Origin of the sequence: Clostridium ljungdahlii (genome assembly GCF_001636845.1) — a bacterium.
Classification (GTDB): Bacteria; Bacillota; Clostridia; order Clostridiales; family Clostridiaceae; genus Clostridium_B; species Clostridium_B ljungdahlii_A.
On sequence record NZ_LITT01000065.1, the window covers coordinates 66,664 to 85,599 of the forward strand.

The window sequence follows — 18,936 nt, forward strand, 5'->3', positions numbered from 1 at the left end:
GTAAAAATGGAATACTTAAATATAGATGGGCATCACTTTTACAACATGGTTGTAAATGCTAGCAATAAGCTGGAGAATCAAAAAGATTTTGTTAACTCATTAAATGTGTTTCCTGTTCCCGATGGTGATACGGGAACTAATATGTCTATGACCTTTAAAAGTGCAGTACTTGAGGTAAGTAATTCTAAAGATAGCTCTATAGAAAGTATCTCTAAACAATTAGCTAGAGGTGCGCTTATGGGAGCAAGAGGAAATTCAGGGGTAATACTGTCTCAGATATTTAGAGGAATAGCAAAAGGTCTTCAGGGAAAAAAACAGGTAAATTCAGAAGAATTTGCAAATAGCCTACAAGAGGGAGCAAAATCTGCTTATAAAGCTGTTATGCGTCCTACAGAAGGGACCATATTAACTGTTATAAGAGCTGCTGGTGAAAGTGCTGTTAAGTCCAGTAAAAAGGATATAACTGAGTTACTTCAAGATGTATGTAGTTATAGTAGAACTATATTGAATAAAACGCCTGACATGCTTCCTGTTCTAAAAAAGGCAAAAGTAGTAGATGCAGGTGGAATGGGCCTTCTAATAATACTTCAAGGAATGCAGGAAGTTTTAAGGGATGGTAAGGAAAATGTAGTTGTAGAAGAAGCTCACGATAAAGAAGTTAAATCTGCAGTTAAAGATTTAGGACAGCAGGATATAAAATATGGATATTGTACAGAATTCTTTATCCATTCTAAAGGAACTTGTATAAATGAATTTAAGAAAAAGTTAGAGACTATGGGAGATTCTATGGTAATGGTGGATGATGAAGATATAATTAAAGTTCACATTCACACAAATGATCCAGGATGGATTCTTTCAGAGGCAATCAAGCTAGGGGAACTGTCAAAAATAAAAGTAGATAATATGAGAGAACAGCACAGACATCTTTTAAGTATAGAAAATTTTGAGGGAAATTCTAATGAAGATAAGGCTTATGATGGTGAGAAACTTAGTTATGAAGAAAAAGCTGAGTCACAAAAGTATGCACTTATTTCAGTAGCTATGGGAGATGGAATTAAGAGTATATTTGAGGACTTGGGAGTAGATTACGTAATAGAAGGCGGACAGACTATGAATCCCAGTACTGAAGATATATTGAATTGTATAAATAAAGTAAATGCTAAAAATATAATTATATTGCCTAATAATAAAAATATAATTATGTCTGCTAATCAGGCAAAAGAAATATCAAATAAAAATGTAAAGGTTGTGCCTAGTAAGACAATACCACAAGGTATTACGGCAATAACATCCTTTAATTCAGATATGGATATAGATGAAAATATAAGTACTATGGAAAGGGCACTAACTACAGTGACTACTGGTTCTGTGACCTATGCAGTTAGAGATACAGAAATAGATGACATAAGCATAAAAAAGGGAGATATATTAGGACTTATTGATGGAAAGATAGAGCAAGTTGGAAAGGATATGTTTGAAGTTTGTGACAAGCTTTTAAAGCATATGATAAAAGAGGATAGTGAACTTATAAGTATATATTATGGTATAGATTGTGAAGAAGAAAAAGTAAAGCATTTTGTAGAAGAGATTGAGAAGAAGTATACAGAAATGGATGTACAATGTTATAGTGGAAAACAGCCTTTATACTATTTTATAGTTTCTGTTGAATAAAAAAAGCGTAAAGCTTTTTTTATTTTTGGTATTTAATAAGAAGGTAGGTGAGAGTTTGTGAAGCTAAGTGAGGATATCGGATCTTTAAAAGGAGTAGGTGAGGTAACTTGTAAAAACTTAAACAGATGTTGTATATTCAACATACTTGACTTGCTCTTATATTTTCCAAGAGATTATGACATTATTTCTAGCTGCAGTGATTTAAAAGGGAACACAGAAGGAAAGGTCATGATAGATTGTAAGGTTAATTCAATAGAAAGAGATATAAGGACTAAGACTGGTAAAATAATCTCTACAATTGTTTTTGAAAATAGAAATGGACTTTTTAAGGCAAAATGGTTTAATCAACCTTATGTGAAAAAGAAGTTTAAGATAGATGCTGAATATAGAATAGCAGGTAAAATCCAGCATTACAGAGGAAGCAGCGTTATAACAAATCCTAAAGTGGTAAGTGTTAATTCAAATAGCAAAATTGAAGAAAAAATACTTCCTATATACCCTTTAAAGTCAGGAATAACTAACAATACATTTATAAAACTTATATCTTATGTACTTACTAAAGTGAGCATAGATGAAAATTTACCTAAGTGGATAATTACAAAATATAAGCTCTGTAGTTTGGATAAGGCTATAAGAATAATACATAATCCAGTTAATTTTAGAGAATTGAGAGAAGGAAAAAAGAGACTTAAATTTCAAGAACTTTTTACTTATTCCCTAAAAATTTTGATGTTAAAAGAGTATTTTGGGAAAAATAAAAAAGGAGTGGCCTTTAAAATAGCTCCAGAGTTAATAGAACTAAAGAATAAGTTACCATATAAGCTTACAAAGGCTCAAAATAAAGTTATAAGAGAAATACTTATAGATGAAAAAAGAGAGGTTCCTATGAATAGGCTGCTGCAAGGAGATGTAGGAAGTGGGAAGACTGTAGTGGCGTTAATATCTATTTTTAATGTAGTAAAAAACGGTTATCAAGCAGTTCTAATGGCTCCCACCGAAATATTGGCACAGCAGCACTATGAAGAAGCTATGAAGCTTTTAGAGGGTTTTGACGTAGGAATAGAACTATTGTGTGGAAGTGTTACCCAAAAAAACAAAGATGAAATAAAAGAAAAATTAAAAACGGGTGAAATAGATATTATAATAGGAACCCATGCCTTAATTGAAGATAATGTGGAATTTAAAAATATAGGAATAGTAGTTACAGATGAGCAGCATAGATTTGGAGTGATGCAGAGAAGCAAACTTGTAAATAAGGGAGATCATGTAGATACTCTTATTATGACAGCTACGCCTATTCCAAGAACTTTGAGTTTGTATTTATATGGTGATTTAAATGTATCAACTATAGATGAACTTCCTCCAGGAAGGCAGAAGATAGATACTTATTACAGAGATAAAAATTCAAGAGACAAAGTTTATAAATTTGCTTTGGAGGAAATAAAGAGAGGAAGACAAGTATATGTAGTATGTCCCCTTGTGGAGGAAAACGAGGAGTTGGATTTAAGTTCTGTAGAAGATATATATGAAGAATTAAAAGAGAAATATTTTAAAAACATACAGATAGATATACTGTATGGAAAAATGCAGCCGAAACTTAAAGAAGAAAAGATGAATAAATTTAAAAATGGCGAGATAAAAGTTATAATTTCAACTACGGTTATAGAAGTAGGCATAAATGTGCCAAATGCTACGGTTATGATAATAGAAAATGCAGAGAGATTTGGACTTGCACAGCTGCACCAGTTGAGGGGAAGAGTAGGAAGAGGATCTTATAAATCATATTGCATTTTGATTGCAGATATTAAAAATGACATAATAAGAAAAAGAATGGAGATAATGAGAAGCAGTAATGATGGATTTTTTATTGCAGAGCAAGATCTGAAGATAAGGGGTTCAGGAGAAATTTTTGGATTTAGGCAGCACGGGGAAGATGGACTTGTTTTCTCTAATCTAGTAGAGGATATAAATGTACTTAAAGAAGCTAATGGGGAAGCTAAAAGACTTTTAGCAAGTAAAGATGAGGAAGATATAAGAATAAAAGAAGAAATATTAAATAACTTAGAAAGAACTTCAAAATTTATAAGTTTTAATTAATTTTTAATTCGGCCACATAATAAATTAACTTAATATAAGAATAATGAAAACTGAATTAATGTACAATTCACAGTAATTATGAATTGTGCAGGTTGCATTGTGAATTTTAAATAATTTTTGAATAATATAAAAATATATGCTAAAATATTATAAAATGACTATAGTATGTAAAAAACATAAAGTAGGAGGAAAATTTATGAGAATAATTGCAGGTCTTGCCAGAGGAAGAAAATTAATGTCTCCTAATGGATATAATATTACAAGACCTACTTTAGATAGAGTTAAGGAAGCCATGTTTAGTATAATTCAGAATAGAGTCTATGGTTCGAAAGTATTAGACGTATTTGCGGGTACAGGGAGCTTAGGACTTGAAGCTGCAAGCCGTGGTGCAGAAAAATGTTATTTAGTTGACAGAAGTAGTGACACTTTTTACTTTTTGAAAAAAAATGTGGAAAATTTAGGATTCTCCAATATATGTAAAACTATTAATAAGGACTCTTATGAAGCTTTACAGGAACTTTCAAGAAAAAATTTAATGTTCGACATAATATTTATTGATCCACCTTATAAAAAAGATATGATTCCACCAGCTGTAGAGATAATTGAAAATAAAAACTTACTGCAAAAAGATGGAATTATAGTTACTAAAATTGATACCAGTGAAGAACTATATCAAGGAAATATTAATATAGTTTTAATGGATCATAGAAAATATGGTAAAACTACAGTATGTTTTTATAAATATAAGGAGGACTAATTATTATGAAGACTGCGGTATATCCAGGAAGTTTTGATCCAATAACTAATGGGCATTTAGACATAATAAATAGGGCGTCTAAAGTGTTTGATCATTTGATAGTTGGAGTACTAATTAATCCTGAAAAACAGGGCTTATTTAATATTGAAGAAAGAGTAAAATTAATTCAAAAGGTAGTGAAAGATATACCTAATGTAAAAGTTGAGAGCTTTAGCGGTCTGTTAATAGATTTTATGAAAAAAAATGACATTCAAGTTATAGTAAAAGGATTGAGAGCAGTATCAGATTTTGAATATGAATTTCAGATGTCTCTTATGAATAAAAAGCTAGATTCTGATAAAGAGACAGTATTTATGATGACTAGTGCCATGAATTCCTATTTGAGTTCATCCTCAGTAAAGCAAGTTGCTATGTTTGGGGGATGTATTAAAGGTTTAGTACCTGAAGAAATAAGGTTTGATATTATAAACAAGATTAATAGAGTTTATAAAAAGTGCTAAGGTATCTTAGGGGGAAAAATTATGGATGCTATTAAATTAATAGAATATCTTGAAGAAATTATAGATACATCTGCAAAAGTTCCTATGACAGGGAAAGTTATGGTGAATAAAAAGGAAATTTTAGATGTGCTGCAAAAAATAGTGGATTACCTTCCTAGCGAGCTTAAAAAGGCACAATGGATAGTAAACGAAAAAGAGAGAATTTTAAGTGAAGCTGTACAAGAATCTGAAACTATGAAAAAAGAAAATTTGAGTTTGTTAAGACGTCAAATAGAAAACCATGATATTACCAAAGAAGCTAATATGAGGGCAGAAGAAATTATATCATCTGCGAAGAAAAACGCCAAGGCAATAAGACTAGGCGCTCGAGACTATGCAGATGAACTATTAAGCCAGCTGGACAATGAATTATCAAGGAAAAATGATGAGATGCTGGCAACGCTGAAGGTAGAGCTTCAAAAGATGTTAAACAATTTAGTGAACAGTATGGATCTAAAGACTGAAGATATAAGAGCAAATATAAAAGAACTAAGAGACATGAAATAATTGCTTTAATTTATATAAAATCCAGGGAGTAATAAGTAAAATCATAGTAAGTATAAATAAGTTATTGAAGTATGTAGTTATTTTATAATAAGGTAGAAAAGTTTCTTTCGATAATTTCAGAGAGAATAGGTTATAAAGTGATAAGCTAAATATGGAACATATTATTCCCTGTAGTATTTTCCTAAGAGAATACTTTTTTAAAGATATTTTAAATTTATAGGTAAAAGAGTACACTTGGGATATAATTGATAGTCCGCTAAAGGTGAATAAAAAGCTTACTAGTATAATTTTTAAATTAAGAGAGGCAGTAGAAGATGATATTAAGCTGCATCCATTAGTCATTTCTATCATTCCAAGGAAGATTCCTTCCATTATGTTACCCGAAATATGAGTTATACTTGAAATGCTACTAATTAGTAAATTAAATAGAATATTATTTTTTAAAATACTATTTACAACAGAAAATAATATGACAAATCCACCTATCGATATGCAGTTTTTTAAAGAGTCTTCAATACTGTTTTTAAATATCTTTCCGATATTTTCACTTGTATGAGAGTGATTTCTATAAGTAATAGGTTTGCAATATGTTTTTTTAGAAGGTATCAAAAAACTCATAGCTATACAAGATAGCAAATTAGAAAGTAATAGTACATATCCTATAAAAGAACTCTTTAGCATGGAAACTCCAACAGAACCTAGCATAAAGAGAGGGCTTGCATTAGAAGCTATATTTAAAAGTCTCTCACAGGTGAAAAGGTCTATTATTTTTTTCTCATAGAGTTGGCAAGCATATTTTGCTCCAAGGGGATACCCACAAAGTGTGCTTATAATTAACACGAAGCTGCAGCTAGTTGGTAGTCTTAAGGGTTTGCACAGGGCTTTGCCTATTAATTTTGAGTATATGTACACTCCATCACAAGAGAGTATTATGTTGGATACAACTAAAAATGAAAATAAAGATGGAAATACCTTGTAAAAAAATAGAAGACTACCTGAAATTACCCCATCTATGCATAGCTTTGGTGCAAGTATAATTTCAATTATGAAAATTGAACATACTATAGTTATAAGTAAATTTTTATCTTTTAATAAAATAAAAAGGAGTATTAATATTGCAAATATTAATAGATAAAATAGAACTTCCAAGAAGATCACCTACTTTTTAAAAAATTTTATTGAATAAAAACAGTTTATTAAATTATATTTAAAAAGTAGGAAACTTATTCTAAATTTGATCTGCCATGATAGGACTTTGAAGGTAGTCATTGTTAAAAGGTATATTTTTGTTTAATAGACTATAGGCTTTTGTGGACTGTATGTCTAATTGAAGCACTTCACTTATTTTTTTGGGAATCTTTACGTAAATTGGAATGGAAGAGCTATTTTTCATTTCCTTAAGTACTTTTATACCAGTAGAATTAAATCCTAAGACTCTTCCATAGGGACATATATTTCTTCTCAATATTTCAGAATTCAAATTTTCAAATCCTAAAAAAAACTGGCATAATATTCTACTTATTCTGCTGTAGGTATATCTTTTTGTCTTAGATTTAGTTATTATATCGCTGTAGGAACAATTATTCTGTAGGGATCTAAGTATTCTATTTTCAATTCCTTCGGATATGTCAGGTAAATTTTTAATTTTATTTTCATATAGAAAGGATTTATATCTTAAATAAGGTACCATACAATCTTCGAAAATAAAACCACATCCGGTAGATTGAACTTTCTTTAAAATAGAAAGTACATTTTCTGGAATATTAGAACTTAAGTCATTTATGTTCCCATTTAACTTTAAGAAATTACGTATAGATGATGAACTGGAAAAAGATTGCTCTATACTTAAGCTATTATATGAACTTCCAATTCTTTTTATTGATATGGGAGTAATATTGCTTTTTATCCTTATTAGGTTTTTTAAATATTCTATACCTAAAATATTGTTTGGAGATTGAAGTATTTCATCTATATTGTACTTTGTAAGGGAACTTTCAGTATTTAATAGAAAATTATTTAAAGCACTATTTCGTGCAGAAGGATAGGACATACCCTGTGACATTTTTTCTTTTAAAAATAATTTAAATTGGGTAGGCTCTTCTGCAAGAATTTTTGCAATAGATTTTAGCAAGTTTATATTACTACATTCACTTCCAAAACAAAGATTTTTTACTATACCCAAATTTTCTAAGAGACTTACAGCACCATAGGCAAAAAATTCAGCGGAAGATAGACTGTAGATAACGGGAAGTTCAAATACCAGGTCTACTCCATTTAGAAGCGCCATTTTGGTTTTAGTCCATTTGTCAACTATGGATGGTGTACCTCTTTGTACGAAATTACCACTCATAACTGCTATTACAGCATCGCATTTTGTAGCAGAACGAGCACTTTCAATATGATATTTATGCCCATTGTGAAAAGGATTATATTCAACTATTATTCCAGTTACGTTCATAGAAATTTTCCTTTCTAAAATATTTTATCCCATGTCAAGAAATCTGATTATTTCATAATAGAGAACTATAAGTACAAAGTATAAGGTATTTGAAAAATAGGCTAGCATACTGACTGATTATTTCAAATGCCTATGTGAAATACATACATATTATAACAATAAAATAAGTATTAGTGTAGGATTTTTGAACAGAGTATCTATTTTTAGATTAAATTTTTACTTATTTGATTTACATTGTATAATATTAGGCAAAGTATTGATTAGTAGAATTTTATCATACTTTAATTTGTTAAATTTCTTAGTGAAAGTTATTTTTTGAATAACTTTTTATTGAAAAATACAACTAAAAAGGATTATAGTATAAGTGTGTGTAATTTTGTGTTAAATTTAAAGGGAGGAAAAAAACATGAAATTGATGGAAAAAATTTGGAATAAGGCAAAGGAAGACAAAAAAAAGATTGTCTTAGCTGAAGGAGAAGAAGAAAGAACTCTTCAAGCTTGTGAAAAAATAATTAAAGAAGGTATTGCAAATTTAATCCTTGTAGGAAATGAAAAGGTAATAGAAGAAAAGGCATCAAAATTAGGAGTAAGTTTAAATGGAGCAGAAATAGTAAATCCGGAAACTTCAGATAAGCTAAAGGCATATGCAGATGCTTTTTATGAATTGAGAAAGAAGAAGGGAATAACGCCAGAAAAAGCGGATAAAATAGTAAGAGATCCAATATATTTTGCTACAATGATGGTTAAACTTGGAGATGCAGATGGATTGGTTTCAGGTGCAGTGCATACTACAGGTGACCTTTTGAGACCAGGACTTCAAATAGTAAAGACAGCTCCAGGTACATCAGTAGTTTCCAGTACATTTATAATGGAAGTACCAAATTGTGAATATGGTGACAATGGTGTACTTCTATTTGCTGATTGTGCTGTAAATCCATGTCCAGATAGTGATCAGTTGGCTTCAATTGCAATAAGTACAGCAGAAACTGCAAAGAATTTATGTGGAATGGATCCAAAAGTAGCAATGCTTTCATTTTCTACTAAGGGAAGTGCAAAACATGAATTAGTAGACAAAGTTAGAAATGCTGTAGAAATTGCAAAAAAAGCTAAACCAGATTTAAGTTTAGACGGAGAATTACAATTAGATGCCTCTATCGTAGAAAAGGTTGCAAGTTTAAAGGCTCCTGGAAGTGAAGTAGCAGGAAAAGCAAATGTACTTGTATTTCCAGATCTTCAAGCAGGAAATATAGGTTATAAACTTGTTCAAAGATTTGCAAAAGCTGATGCTATAGGACCTGTATGCCAGGGATTTGCAAAACCTATAAATGATTTATCAAGAGGATGTAATTCTGATGATATAGTAAATGTAGTAGCTGTAACAGCAGTTCAAGCACAAGCTCAAAAGTAATAATAAAAAGCATAAATGATTCATTTTTAGGAGGAATATTAAACATGAAAATATTAGTAGTGAACTGTGGAAGTTCATCTTTAAAATATCAACTTATTGACATGCAGGATGAAGAAGTTGTGGCAAAAGGACTTGTAGAAAGAATAGGAATGGACGGCTCAATTTTAACACACAAAGTTAACGGAGAAAAGTTTGTTACAGAACAACCAATGGAAGACCATAAAGTTGCTATACAATTAGTATTAAATGCTCTTGTAGATAAAAAACATGGTGTAATAAAAGACATGTCAGAAATATCTGCTGTAGGACATAGAGTTTTGCACGGTGGAAAGAAATATGCGGCATCCATTCTTATTGACGAAAATGTAATGAAAGCAATAGAAGAATGTATCCCACTAGGCCCACTACATAATCCAGCTAATATAATGGGAATAGATGCTTGTAAAAAATTAATGCCAAATACTCCAATGGTAGCAGTATTTGATACAGCATTTCATCAGACAATGCCAGATTATGCTTACATGTATGCAATACCTTATGATTTATCTGAAAAATATGATATCAGAAAATATGGTTTCCATGGAACTTCTCATAGATTCGTTTCAATTGAAGCAGCTAAATTATTAAAGAAAGATCCAAAAGATCTTAAGTTAATAACTTGTCATTTAGGAAATGGAGCTAGCATATGTGCAGTAAACCAAGGAAAAGCAGTAGATACAACGATGGGACTTACTCCTCTTGCAGGACTTGTAATGGGAACTAGATGCGGTGATATAGATCCAGCTATAATACCATTTGTAATGAAAAGAACAGGTATGTCTGTAGATGAAATGGATACTTTAATGAACAAAAAGTCAGGAATACTTGGAGTATCAGGAGTAAGCAGTGATTTTAGAGATGTAGAAGAAGCTGCAAATTCAGGAAATGATAGAGCAAAACTTGCATTAAATATGTATTATCACAAAGTTAAATCTTTCATAGGAGCTTATGTTGCAGTTTTAAATGGAGCAGATGCTATAATATTTACAGCAGGACTTGGAGAAAACTCAGCTACTAGCAGATCTACTATATGTAAGGGATTAAGTTATTTTGGAATTAAAATAGATGAAGAAAAGAATAAGAAAAGGGGAGAAGCACTAGAAATAAGCACACCTGATTCAAAGATAAAAGTATTAGTAATTCCTACAAATGAAGAACTTATGATAGCTAGGGATACAAAAGAAATAGTTGAAAATAAATAAAACTTGACTTTTAATGCTCATCTCTATATAATAGGTTGTGGCTAATATATAGAGGTGAGTGATATGAAATTAAATGTATCAGATTTACTAAGTGAAGAAGTTGTTACAAAGGACATAAATGTTGCAGTAGAAGAAAAGGGATTCTATGATGGAAGTGAATACATAAAGTTATTAGAGCCTCTAAAGTTTAGCGGAACTTTAAGTAAAGAAGGAGATATTCTTCTGCTGAAAGGAAGAATTAATACTTTACTAGAGCTTACTTGTTCACGATGTCTAGGTAAATTCTCTTATGCTGTGAATGTTGCTATTACTGAAAGATTTACAAATAATAACAAGGAAAATAAGGATGATGAAGCCATCTTTATAGATAGTAATATCATTGATATTACGGAAATAATAGAAAATAACATTATATTAATTTTACCAATTAAGAGGCTTTGCAGCGAGAATTGTAAAGGGTTATGCCAACAGTGCGGCACTAACTTAAATAATTCTAAATGTCAGTGCAAAAGCGATGATATTGATCCGAGATTGGCAAAGCTAAAAGATATGTTTTTCACTGATTAAGGAGGTGTTTACTGTGGGAAATCCAGCCAGCAGAATATCAAAAGCAAAAAGAGACTCAAGAAGAGCACAGACTTTTAAATTAGGTTTACCAGGTTTAGTTGAGTGTCCTCAGTGCCATGAAATGAAACTTGCACATAGAGTTTGTAAGAATTGTGGATATTATAAGGGTAAGGAAATCATTTCAACTGAAAATAAATAAAAGAAAGTCATTTGACTTTCTTTTTTTGTTCATGGGGTCTATAAACAGAGTTCTTGGTATCAGATGGAGTTTTGACTCCACATGATGCTTATTAACAGGATTCTTAGTGCTTTAGCACTTAGAAGGCGTTATCCTTTAGGAAAAATCGTTATCCAGGGACGTAGCTGTTCTTTACTCCTACTTTGAGAAAAGCAGATATCCCAAATCTTTGATTTGGTGATAGTCGCTTTCGCTGTGTACGTGGGGGTATTAGAACAGGTAGTCATCGGATAAAAATTAGACCATATTAAGTAACAAAGGTCCAGATTATAGGATAGGATGTGAAAATATGATAATTGCTGTGGATGGTATGGGAGGAGATTTTGCACCTTGCGCTGTAGTGGAAGGTGTGGTAGAAGCAGTTAAAAAGCAAAACGTAAATATAATAATAACCGGCCAAAAAGAGCAAATTGAAAATGAATTAGCTAAATATAATTATCCTAAGGACAAAATAGATGTTTTAAACACTAAAGAGGTTATAACTACAGGTGAATCCCCGGTTATGGCTTTAAGAAAAAAAAAGGATTCTAGCTTAGTTAAAGCACTTAATCTTGTAAAAGAAGGTAAAGCAGATGCTATTATATCGGCAGGAAGCACAGGGGCATTTATGGCAGGTTCCACTTTAATTGTAGGGCGAATTAGAGGGGTAGATAGAGTAGCATTAGCTCCTATAATGCCGGGGAAAAATGGAGATTTTATGGTAATAGATGCAGGAGCAAATGTGGACTGTAAGCCTCAGTATTTGCAGCAATTTTCTCTTATGGGCAAGATATATTTTGAAAGCATACTAAAAGTAAATAACCCATCTATAGGCCTTATAAATATAGGTGAAGAAGAAGAAAAGGGAAATGAACTAGCTAAAAGTGCATATAAACTTTTGAAAAGCATGGACTTTAACTTTGTGGGAAATGTAGAACCGAGAGATGTTACTAATGGAGATGTGAACGTATTAGTTTGTGATGGAGTAGTAGGGAACACAGTTTTAAAGATGTATGAAGGAGTAGCGTTAAATTTATTTTCTATGTTAAAAGAAGAGATTATGAAATCCTTTAGCAGTAAGTTGGCAGCTTTTATTTTAAGACCTGCTTTTAAAAGTTTAAAAGGTAAATTGGATTATACAGAATATGGTGGTTCTCCTTTTTTAGGATGTAAGGGCATATGTGTAAAGGCTCATGGAAGTTCTAATGGAAAAGCTTTTAAAAATGCAGTAATGCAAGCCATAAGCTGTTATGAAAATAATGTTGTTGGTAAAATAAAATTTGAAATAGAAAAAATACATAATGTAGAAAGTAATAATATATAAAGTATATAATATAAATGTATTGATATAATATAAGTTAGTATAATAAATATATTTATTATTGACGGTATATAACTTATGTAATATTATTTATGTATGAAAAATTTTTGGAGGCGAAATTATGATTTTTGAAAAAATACAAAAAATAATATCTGAACAACTTGGAATTGGCTCTGATGAAATAAAAATGGAATCATCTTTTATTGACGATTTAGGTGCAGATTCCCTTGACATCGTTGAGTTAATAATGGCTCTTGAAACAGAGTTTGATATTGAAATACCAGACGAAGAAGCTGAAAAGGTAAAAACAGTGGGAGATGTAGCTGAGTACATAAAAGCTCATACTGAAGAATAAACAGAGTATATGCTTAAAAGTCCCGTTAATCGGGACTTTTAATTTAAATCTTTGATTATAGTAATGAATTTATTCTTGAGTTTGTTTTTTATATAGTTGGTCTATGGCAAACTGAAGAATAAACTTCAAAAGGAGAATTATAAAATGGAAGAGATAGGCTTTATTGAATTGCTAGAAAAGAAATTCAATATGAGTTTTAGTAACAAGGAAATCATAGAAGTAGCTTTAACTCATAGTTCATATGCTAATGGTAGAAAAAATATAAAATTCAATGAAAGATTAGAGTTTTTAGGAGATTCTGTATTACAGCTTTGTATATCAGAATATTTATTTTTAAAATATAAAAGTAAACCTGAAGGAGAGCTTACAAAAAAAAGGTCTCTTATAGTTTGTGAAAATTCCCTTTATCATGTAGCTAAAAAATGGAATGTTGGTAAATACATAAAAATGAGTAAGGGAGAAGAAATTACAGGAGGAAGAAAAAGAACTTCCATATTGGCAGATTGTGTTGAAGCCATTATTGCTGCAATTTATTTGAATTTTGGATATGAGAGGACAGGAAAATTTATAATTGAAAATTTTCAAGATATTATAGAAAATGCTATTAAAAATAGAATAATTATGGATTATAAAACCAAGCTTCAAGAAACTTTGCAAAAAGACGGGGATGTATCTATAGAATATAACCTCGTAAAATATGAAGGACCCCCTCATAGAAGAAAGTTTTATACTGAAGTGTGTACAGAAAAAAATGTTTTGGGTAGTGGTGTAGGATACAGCAAAAAGGAATCAGAGCAGAAGGCAGCTCGAGATGCTTTGATGAAATTAAATGTAAAAGTAAGTATGCTTTAGAAATGGGGATAAGTAAAAATGAAACATTATATAATACCTATATTTGTGCCTAACGAAGGATGCCCCCATAATTGTGTATTTTGTGACCAGACTGCAATTACAGGAAATGAGGAAAAAGTTGATGCCTGTTTTACTAGAAATACTATAAATCAGTATTTAAAAACTATAAAACGAGAAAATTCCGTAGTAGAAGTATCTTTTTTTGGAGGTACTTTTACTGCGATTCCTATGGAAAGGCAAAATGAACTTTTAAGTGTGGCTAAAGAGTATAAAGATAGAGGAGATATAGATCTTATACATATGTCAACAAGACCAGATTATATAGACAAGAGTATACTGGATAACTTAAAAAGTTATTCTGTAGACGTTATAGAACTTGGTGTACAGTCATTAGATGAAGAAGTGCTTATAAAATCAGGAAGAGGACATTCTGCGGAGGATGTTGTTAAAGCATCTTCTCTTATAAAGGAGTACGGATTCACATTAGGACACCAGATTATGCTGGGGTTGCCTTCGGATACTTTCAAAAAAGATATAGAAACTGTAAAAAAATCCGTACTTATGAATCCAGATATATACAGATTATATCCTGCTCTTGTAATAAAGGGAACTTTCATGGAGACCATGTACAAAAGAGGTATATATAAGCCTTATACATTAGATGAAGCAGTGGATATATGCAGGAATTTATATTATATTTTGAAAAAAAATGAAATAAATGTAATAAGAATGGGACTGCAACCTACAGAAGAAATAAATGTAGGTAAGGATGTAATAGCAGGTCCTTTTCATCCTGCCTTTAGGGAACTGGTAGAAGGAAGTATTTACAATAGTATGATAGAAGATAGCATATCAGAGTCTTATGAGGGAAATGTAGTTATAAAGATAAACAATAAGGATATTTCAAAATTGTATGCAAATAAAAGAAAATATTTCAATGATATGAAAAAGAAATTTGGTAAATGTTTTGTAAAAGTTATTCAAGATCATTCAATTAGTAGGGAAAACATAGTTATAATTGAAGAGGGAGTAACTAAATCCGTATGTATAAATGAATATATAGGAGATAAGTGTAAGGAAAGGTAGAGTTTTTTAAAGGAGTGTGTGTATTATGAAAAAGAATACTAGAGATAAAATGATGAAGGTAATGATAGTTTTTGTAGTGCTTATGTTTTTAGTTACGCTTCTTCCAATGCTTTTTAGATAAGGGGCTGCTCTTCGATGTTTTTAAAGAATATAGAGATAAGAGGATTCAAATCCTTTGCAGACAAGACGGAACTTATATTTAAAGGAGGAGTTACCTCTATAGTAGGGCCAAATGGAAGTGGAAAGAGCAATATTTCTGATGCAATTAAGTGGGTGTTAGGGGAACAAAGTGTCAAAAGCCTTAGAGGCGGAAAGATGGAGGATGTAATTTTTGCTGGTACTCAATATAGAAAACCAGTTGGATTATGTCAGGTTTCTCTTACCTTAAATAATGAGGATAAGAAACTTCCTATTGATTATTCTGATGTAACTGTTTCAAGAAGACTTTATAGGTCTGGAGAAAGTGAATACTACATAAATAATACTCAGTGTAGATTAAAAGATGTAAATGAACTATTTATGGACACAGGTATAGGAAGAGAAGGTTATTCAATAATAGGACAAGGTAAAATAGATGCTTTATTGAGTGGAAAACCTGAAGATAGAAGGAGCGTACTGGAAGAAGCTGCAGGTATTGTTAAATTTAAGTGGAGAAAAGAAGAAGCAGAAAAAAAACTATCAAATACTGATGCCAATTTGGTAAGAATAGAAGATATTTTAGAAACTCATACTGAAAGGTTAGAATCACTTAAAGAGGAAAATGACAAGGCTAATGAATTTTTGAAACTATCAAAGAATCTGAAGGAAAAGGAAATAAATTTATTAGTTCATTCTATGGAAAAAATAGAAAGCAAAATTGGAGAAAATCAAAAATCTACAGATTTTATGGATAAAGAAGTTAAAGAATTGAATTTAGAATTTGTGGATTTAAAATGTAAGATAACAAATGGGAATGAACAAGTTGAGGATTTTAACAATAAAAATTCTGATTGTAAAACAAATTATTATGGAGACCGAGAACGTGTTCAACAAACAGAGGGTGAAATAAAGCTTTTAAAACAAAGAATAGAAAATTTAAAGGAAACTATAGAAAAAAATTTTTTAGAGTTAAAACAAGTTGAAGAATCTAAGGGAAAAAAACTGCAGCAGGTGGAACTTCAAAAAAATAGCATTTCCGAGTTAAAAGCGGATAAGGATAAATTAGAGAATAGTATATCTCAGTATAACGATAATATAGGAAATGTGCAAAAAAATGCAGTAGAAAGAGAAGATTTATATAAGAAATTAAAGGATGATCAGATAGAATATTTAAGTAATATATCTAACTTGAAAAATGATATATCTTCTGCACAAAAGGAAATAGAAGATACGCTGGATAAAATTAATAATATGAAAAGTTCCTGCGAAAGCTATATTCATTCTATAAAAATAAATGCTAGTACTAAGGATATGCTGGTTTCAAAAGTATCTAGTATAAAAGAACTAATATCGGGATATCAAGACAAAGTTAAAGAAAATAAAAGGAAAATTTCAAAATCTAATACTAATCTTGTTTTAGAAGAAAAAAATCTTAAAGAATTAAACAAAACATATAACAAATTAGAGGCAAATTATGCCGTGCTTTTGAATTTGCAGCAGCACTATGAAGGATATAATAGGTCTGTAAAATCACTTATTAAGGATATAAAAGATAAGGTAGTAAGAGTACCTGAAAACAGTTGTTTTTTGCTTGGAGAGGTTATAGAGTTACCTAAAGAGTATGAAACTTGTATAGAGGTTGCCCTTGGTAGTGCCATATCCAATATAATAACTGAAGATGAAATTACGGCCAAAGCTCTCATAAAGCATTTGAAGAATAAAAATATGGGAAGAGCTACTTTTTTGCCACTCAATATAATAAAGGGAAAAAAGATTTCTAATAGTGAAAGATTTAAGAGTATAAGTGGATATATAGGAATCGCTAGTGAGGTCGTAAATTATAAAGATAAATTTAAAAATGCACTTGAATATGTACTTGGAAGAACAGTTATATGTGAAGACATGGATAGCGCACTTAAAATAGCTAAATTAAGTGGATATAGTTTTAGAATAGTTACTTTAGCTGGAGATGTAGTAAATTCAGGAGGATCACTTACTGGTGGAAGTTTTCAAAAAAAGAACAGCAATATAATAGGGCGAAAGCGTGAAATAGAAGAAAGTGCAATTAAAATAAATAAAACAAGTGAATCCCTAAAAGATTTAAATGGAAAAGTACAAGAATATAAAAAATGTATAAAAGAATTGGATGAAGAAATTTTAGATTTAAAGGAAAAAGGTTATTCTGAAAATATAGAATTGACTAAGATTCAGGGAAAGATAAATAATATAGATAATGAAAGCTCTAAATTGATAGAAAATATGGAAATATCAAATAGAGAGATAGATATTTTGACTAAAAATAAAGAGCTGAAGGAAAAAAATCTAGAGGATAAAAAGAAGAAATTAGAAAATTCCTTGGGACAACAAAACAAAAATGACAGTTCTATTTTAAAAATAGAAAAGGAATTAGAAGAAAATAAAAGTAACATAGAAAAAATGAAAGAAAAACTTTTAGATTTTAAAGTAAAAAAGGCTCAATTAGATGAAAGTATCTTAAATAAAAACAGAGAGCTTAAGAGATTGACAGATGAAATACAAGAATTAAGCATGAAAAAATCTAGGATAATTGAGCAAGACAAAGATTGTGAAAATAATATACATAATCAAGAGTTGAAGGTAAATGAAAATAAAGAAAAGATACAAGTTTTAAATAAAAATATAGAAATTTTAAAAAATAGTATAGAGGAAAATGATAAAGAACTTATAAAATTAAAGGATAACGTAAAAAAATGTAATGAAAAGTTAGAAAGTTTAACTCTTTTAATAAATAAGAAAGAAGAAAAGCTTCATAAAGTGCAAGTAGTTTTAGCTAGGCTTAATTCAGAAAAAGAAAATATGTGTTTAAAACTAAAAAATGAAATTAAAATTACCTATGAAGAAGCCCTAAAATATAAAAAGGACATAGAAAATTTAGATAAATATAATTCAGACATAGTAAATTTGAAAAATAGTATTTCTAAATTAGGAATAGTGAATTTGGGTGCTATACAGGAGTATAGTGATTTGAGAGAAAAGGTAACATTCTTAAGTACTCAAAGAGAAGATTTGGTAAAATCAAAAGAAGAGTTAAATAATGTAATAGATGCTATGACGGAAAAAATGAGAACCGTATTCAAAAAAAATTTTGATAGATTAAAAGAAAGTTTTAATGACACGTTTAAAGAGTTGTTTAAAGGTGGAAGTGCAGATTTAATAATTACAGGTGGAGATGAACTTAGTGGAAATATAGATATAACAGTTCAGCCCCCAGGAAAAAGACTTCAAAACATAAATCTAATGTCTGGAGGAGAAAAGGGGTTATCTGCTATAGCACTTTTATTTGCAATACTTAAGATAAAACCTACTCCTTTTTGTATATTGGATGAAATAGAAGCTGCCCTTGACGATGCAAATGTAGCACGATATGCAAGCTTCCTAAAGAAATTTTCAAATGAGACTCAGTTTATTGTTATAACTCATAGAAGAGGAACTATGGAGGCAAGTGATGTGCTTTATGGAGTTACTATGGAGGAAAAAGGTGTTTCAAAAATTGTTTCTGTAAGTCTAAAGGATGAATATTAACCACTCAACTTTCACAGTTTAAAAATAATACGACACAACTTTTTAGAGGACAATTGACAGAGGACATAGGACAGTGAAGGTAAGTTTTCTTACTTATGTCAGAAAACTAATTTATTTTTTTAGGCTTGTTTTGCTAATGCAAAACATCGCTTAAGCAGGCA

General features: G+C 30.4%; 17 protein-coding genes. 15 read left to right on the forward strand and 2 right to left on the reverse strand.

Annotated elements, in window-relative coordinates; translation table 11 throughout:
- The first annotated feature begins 6 nt into the window (after positions 1-6).
- The 5 genes from WY13_RS19870 (at position 7) to WY13_RS19890 (ending at position 5,571) form a co-directional block, all read left to right on the forward strand.
- Complete coding sequence (locus tag WY13_RS19870; protein ID WP_063557284.1) at positions 7-1,671, forward strand: DAK2 domain-containing protein; 1,665 nt, start codon at positions 7-9, stop codon at positions 1,669-1,671.
- A 57-nt stretch (positions 1,672-1,728) separates the two neighbouring features.
- The gene (recG, locus tag WY13_RS19875; protein ID WP_063557285.1) at positions 1,729-3,768 is read left to right on the forward strand and encodes an ATP-dependent DNA helicase RecG; all 2,040 of its coding nucleotides are present in this window, start codon (positions 1,729-1,731) and stop codon (positions 3,766-3,768) included.
- Between the two features lie 196 nt (positions 3,769-3,964).
- Positions 3,965-4,525: a 16S rRNA (guanine(966)-N(2))-methyltransferase RsmD gene (gene rsmD / locus WY13_RS19880; protein WP_063557286.1), complete on the forward strand. Its 561-nt coding sequence runs from the start codon at positions 3,965-3,967 to the stop codon at positions 4,523-4,525.
- Between the two features lie 5 nt (positions 4,526-4,530).
- Entirely contained in the window at positions 4,531-5,025 is a 495-nt protein-coding gene (coaD, locus tag WY13_RS19885) for a pantetheine-phosphate adenylyltransferase (RefSeq protein WP_013237937.1), read from the forward strand.
- A 21-nt stretch (positions 5,026-5,046) separates the two neighbouring features.
- Positions 5,047-5,571, forward strand: a complete 525-nt coding sequence (locus tag WY13_RS19890; RefSeq protein WP_023163109.1) for a hypothetical protein — start codon at positions 5,047-5,049, stop codon at positions 5,569-5,571.
- Here WY13_RS19890 and ylbJ read toward each other — a convergent pair.
- Complete coding sequence (gene ylbJ, locus WY13_RS19895) at positions 5,554-6,720, reverse strand: sporulation integral membrane protein YlbJ (RefSeq protein ID WP_063557287.1); 1,167 nt, start codon at positions 6,718-6,720, stop codon at positions 5,554-5,556. The two genes, WY13_RS19890 and ylbJ, sit on opposite strands and share 18 nt — an antisense overlap.
- A 79-nt stretch (positions 6,721-6,799) precedes the next feature.
- Positions 6,800-8,029: a nucleotidyltransferase gene (locus WY13_RS19900; RefSeq protein ID WP_063557288.1), complete on the reverse strand. Its 1,230-nt coding sequence runs from the start codon at positions 8,027-8,029 to the stop codon at positions 6,800-6,802.
- A gap of 406 nt (positions 8,030-8,435) precedes the next feature.
- On the opposite strand from WY13_RS19900, the gene pta reads away from it, so the two are divergent.
- The 10 genes from pta to smc all read left to right on the forward strand — a co-directional run bounded on the left by pta (position 8,436) and on the right by smc (position 18,775).
- Positions 8,436-9,437 (forward strand): phosphate acetyltransferase, encoded by a 1,002-nt coding sequence (gene pta, locus WY13_RS19905; protein WP_063557289.1) that lies wholly within the window; start codon positions 8,436-8,438, stop codon positions 9,435-9,437.
- A 44-nt stretch (positions 9,438-9,481) separates the two neighbouring features.
- Positions 9,482-10,678 carry an acetate kinase gene (locus WY13_RS19910; protein WP_063557290.1) on the forward strand — a complete coding sequence of 399 codons (1,197 nt, stop codon included), beginning with the start codon at positions 9,482-9,484 and terminating at the stop codon, positions 10,676-10,678.
- Between the two features lie 63 nt (positions 10,679-10,741).
- Positions 10,742-11,245, forward strand: coding sequence for a YceD family protein (locus tag WY13_RS19915; RefSeq protein WP_063557291.1), 504 nt, complete (start codon positions 10,742-10,744; stop codon positions 11,243-11,245).
- 13 nt (positions 11,246-11,258) lie between these two features.
- Entirely contained in the window at positions 11,259-11,444 is a 186-nt protein-coding gene (rpmF, locus tag WY13_RS19920; protein ID WP_013237945.1) for a 50S ribosomal protein L32, read from the forward strand.
- 328 nt (positions 11,445-11,772) lie between these two features.
- Positions 11,773-12,786 (forward strand): phosphate acyltransferase PlsX, encoded by a 1,014-nt coding sequence (gene plsX, locus WY13_RS19925; protein ID WP_063557292.1) that lies wholly within the window; start codon positions 11,773-11,775, stop codon positions 12,784-12,786.
- Positions 12,787-12,904: 118 nt separating this feature from the next.
- Positions 12,905-13,138, forward strand: a complete 234-nt coding sequence (gene acpP, locus WY13_RS19930) for an acyl carrier protein (RefSeq protein WP_063557293.1) — start codon at positions 12,905-12,907, stop codon at positions 13,136-13,138.
- Between the two features lie 144 nt (positions 13,139-13,282).
- Positions 13,283-13,990, forward strand: a complete 708-nt coding sequence (rnc, locus tag WY13_RS19935) for a ribonuclease III (RefSeq protein WP_063557294.1) — start codon at positions 13,283-13,285, stop codon at positions 13,988-13,990.
- A gap of 18 nt (positions 13,991-14,008) precedes the next feature.
- Positions 14,009-15,076, forward strand: coding sequence for an elongator complex protein 3 (locus WY13_RS19940; protein WP_063557295.1), 1,068 nt, complete (start codon positions 14,009-14,011; stop codon positions 15,074-15,076).
- 25 nt (positions 15,077-15,101) lie between these two features.
- Positions 15,102-15,197, forward strand: coding sequence for a hypothetical protein (locus WY13_RS21260; protein WP_023163115.1), 96 nt, complete (start codon positions 15,102-15,104; stop codon positions 15,195-15,197).
- A gap of 14 nt (positions 15,198-15,211) precedes the next feature.
- Entirely contained in the window at positions 15,212-18,775 is a 3,564-nt protein-coding gene (gene smc / locus WY13_RS19945) for a chromosome segregation protein SMC (RefSeq protein WP_063557296.1), read from the forward strand.
- Positions 18,776-18,936: the final 161 nt, after the last annotated feature.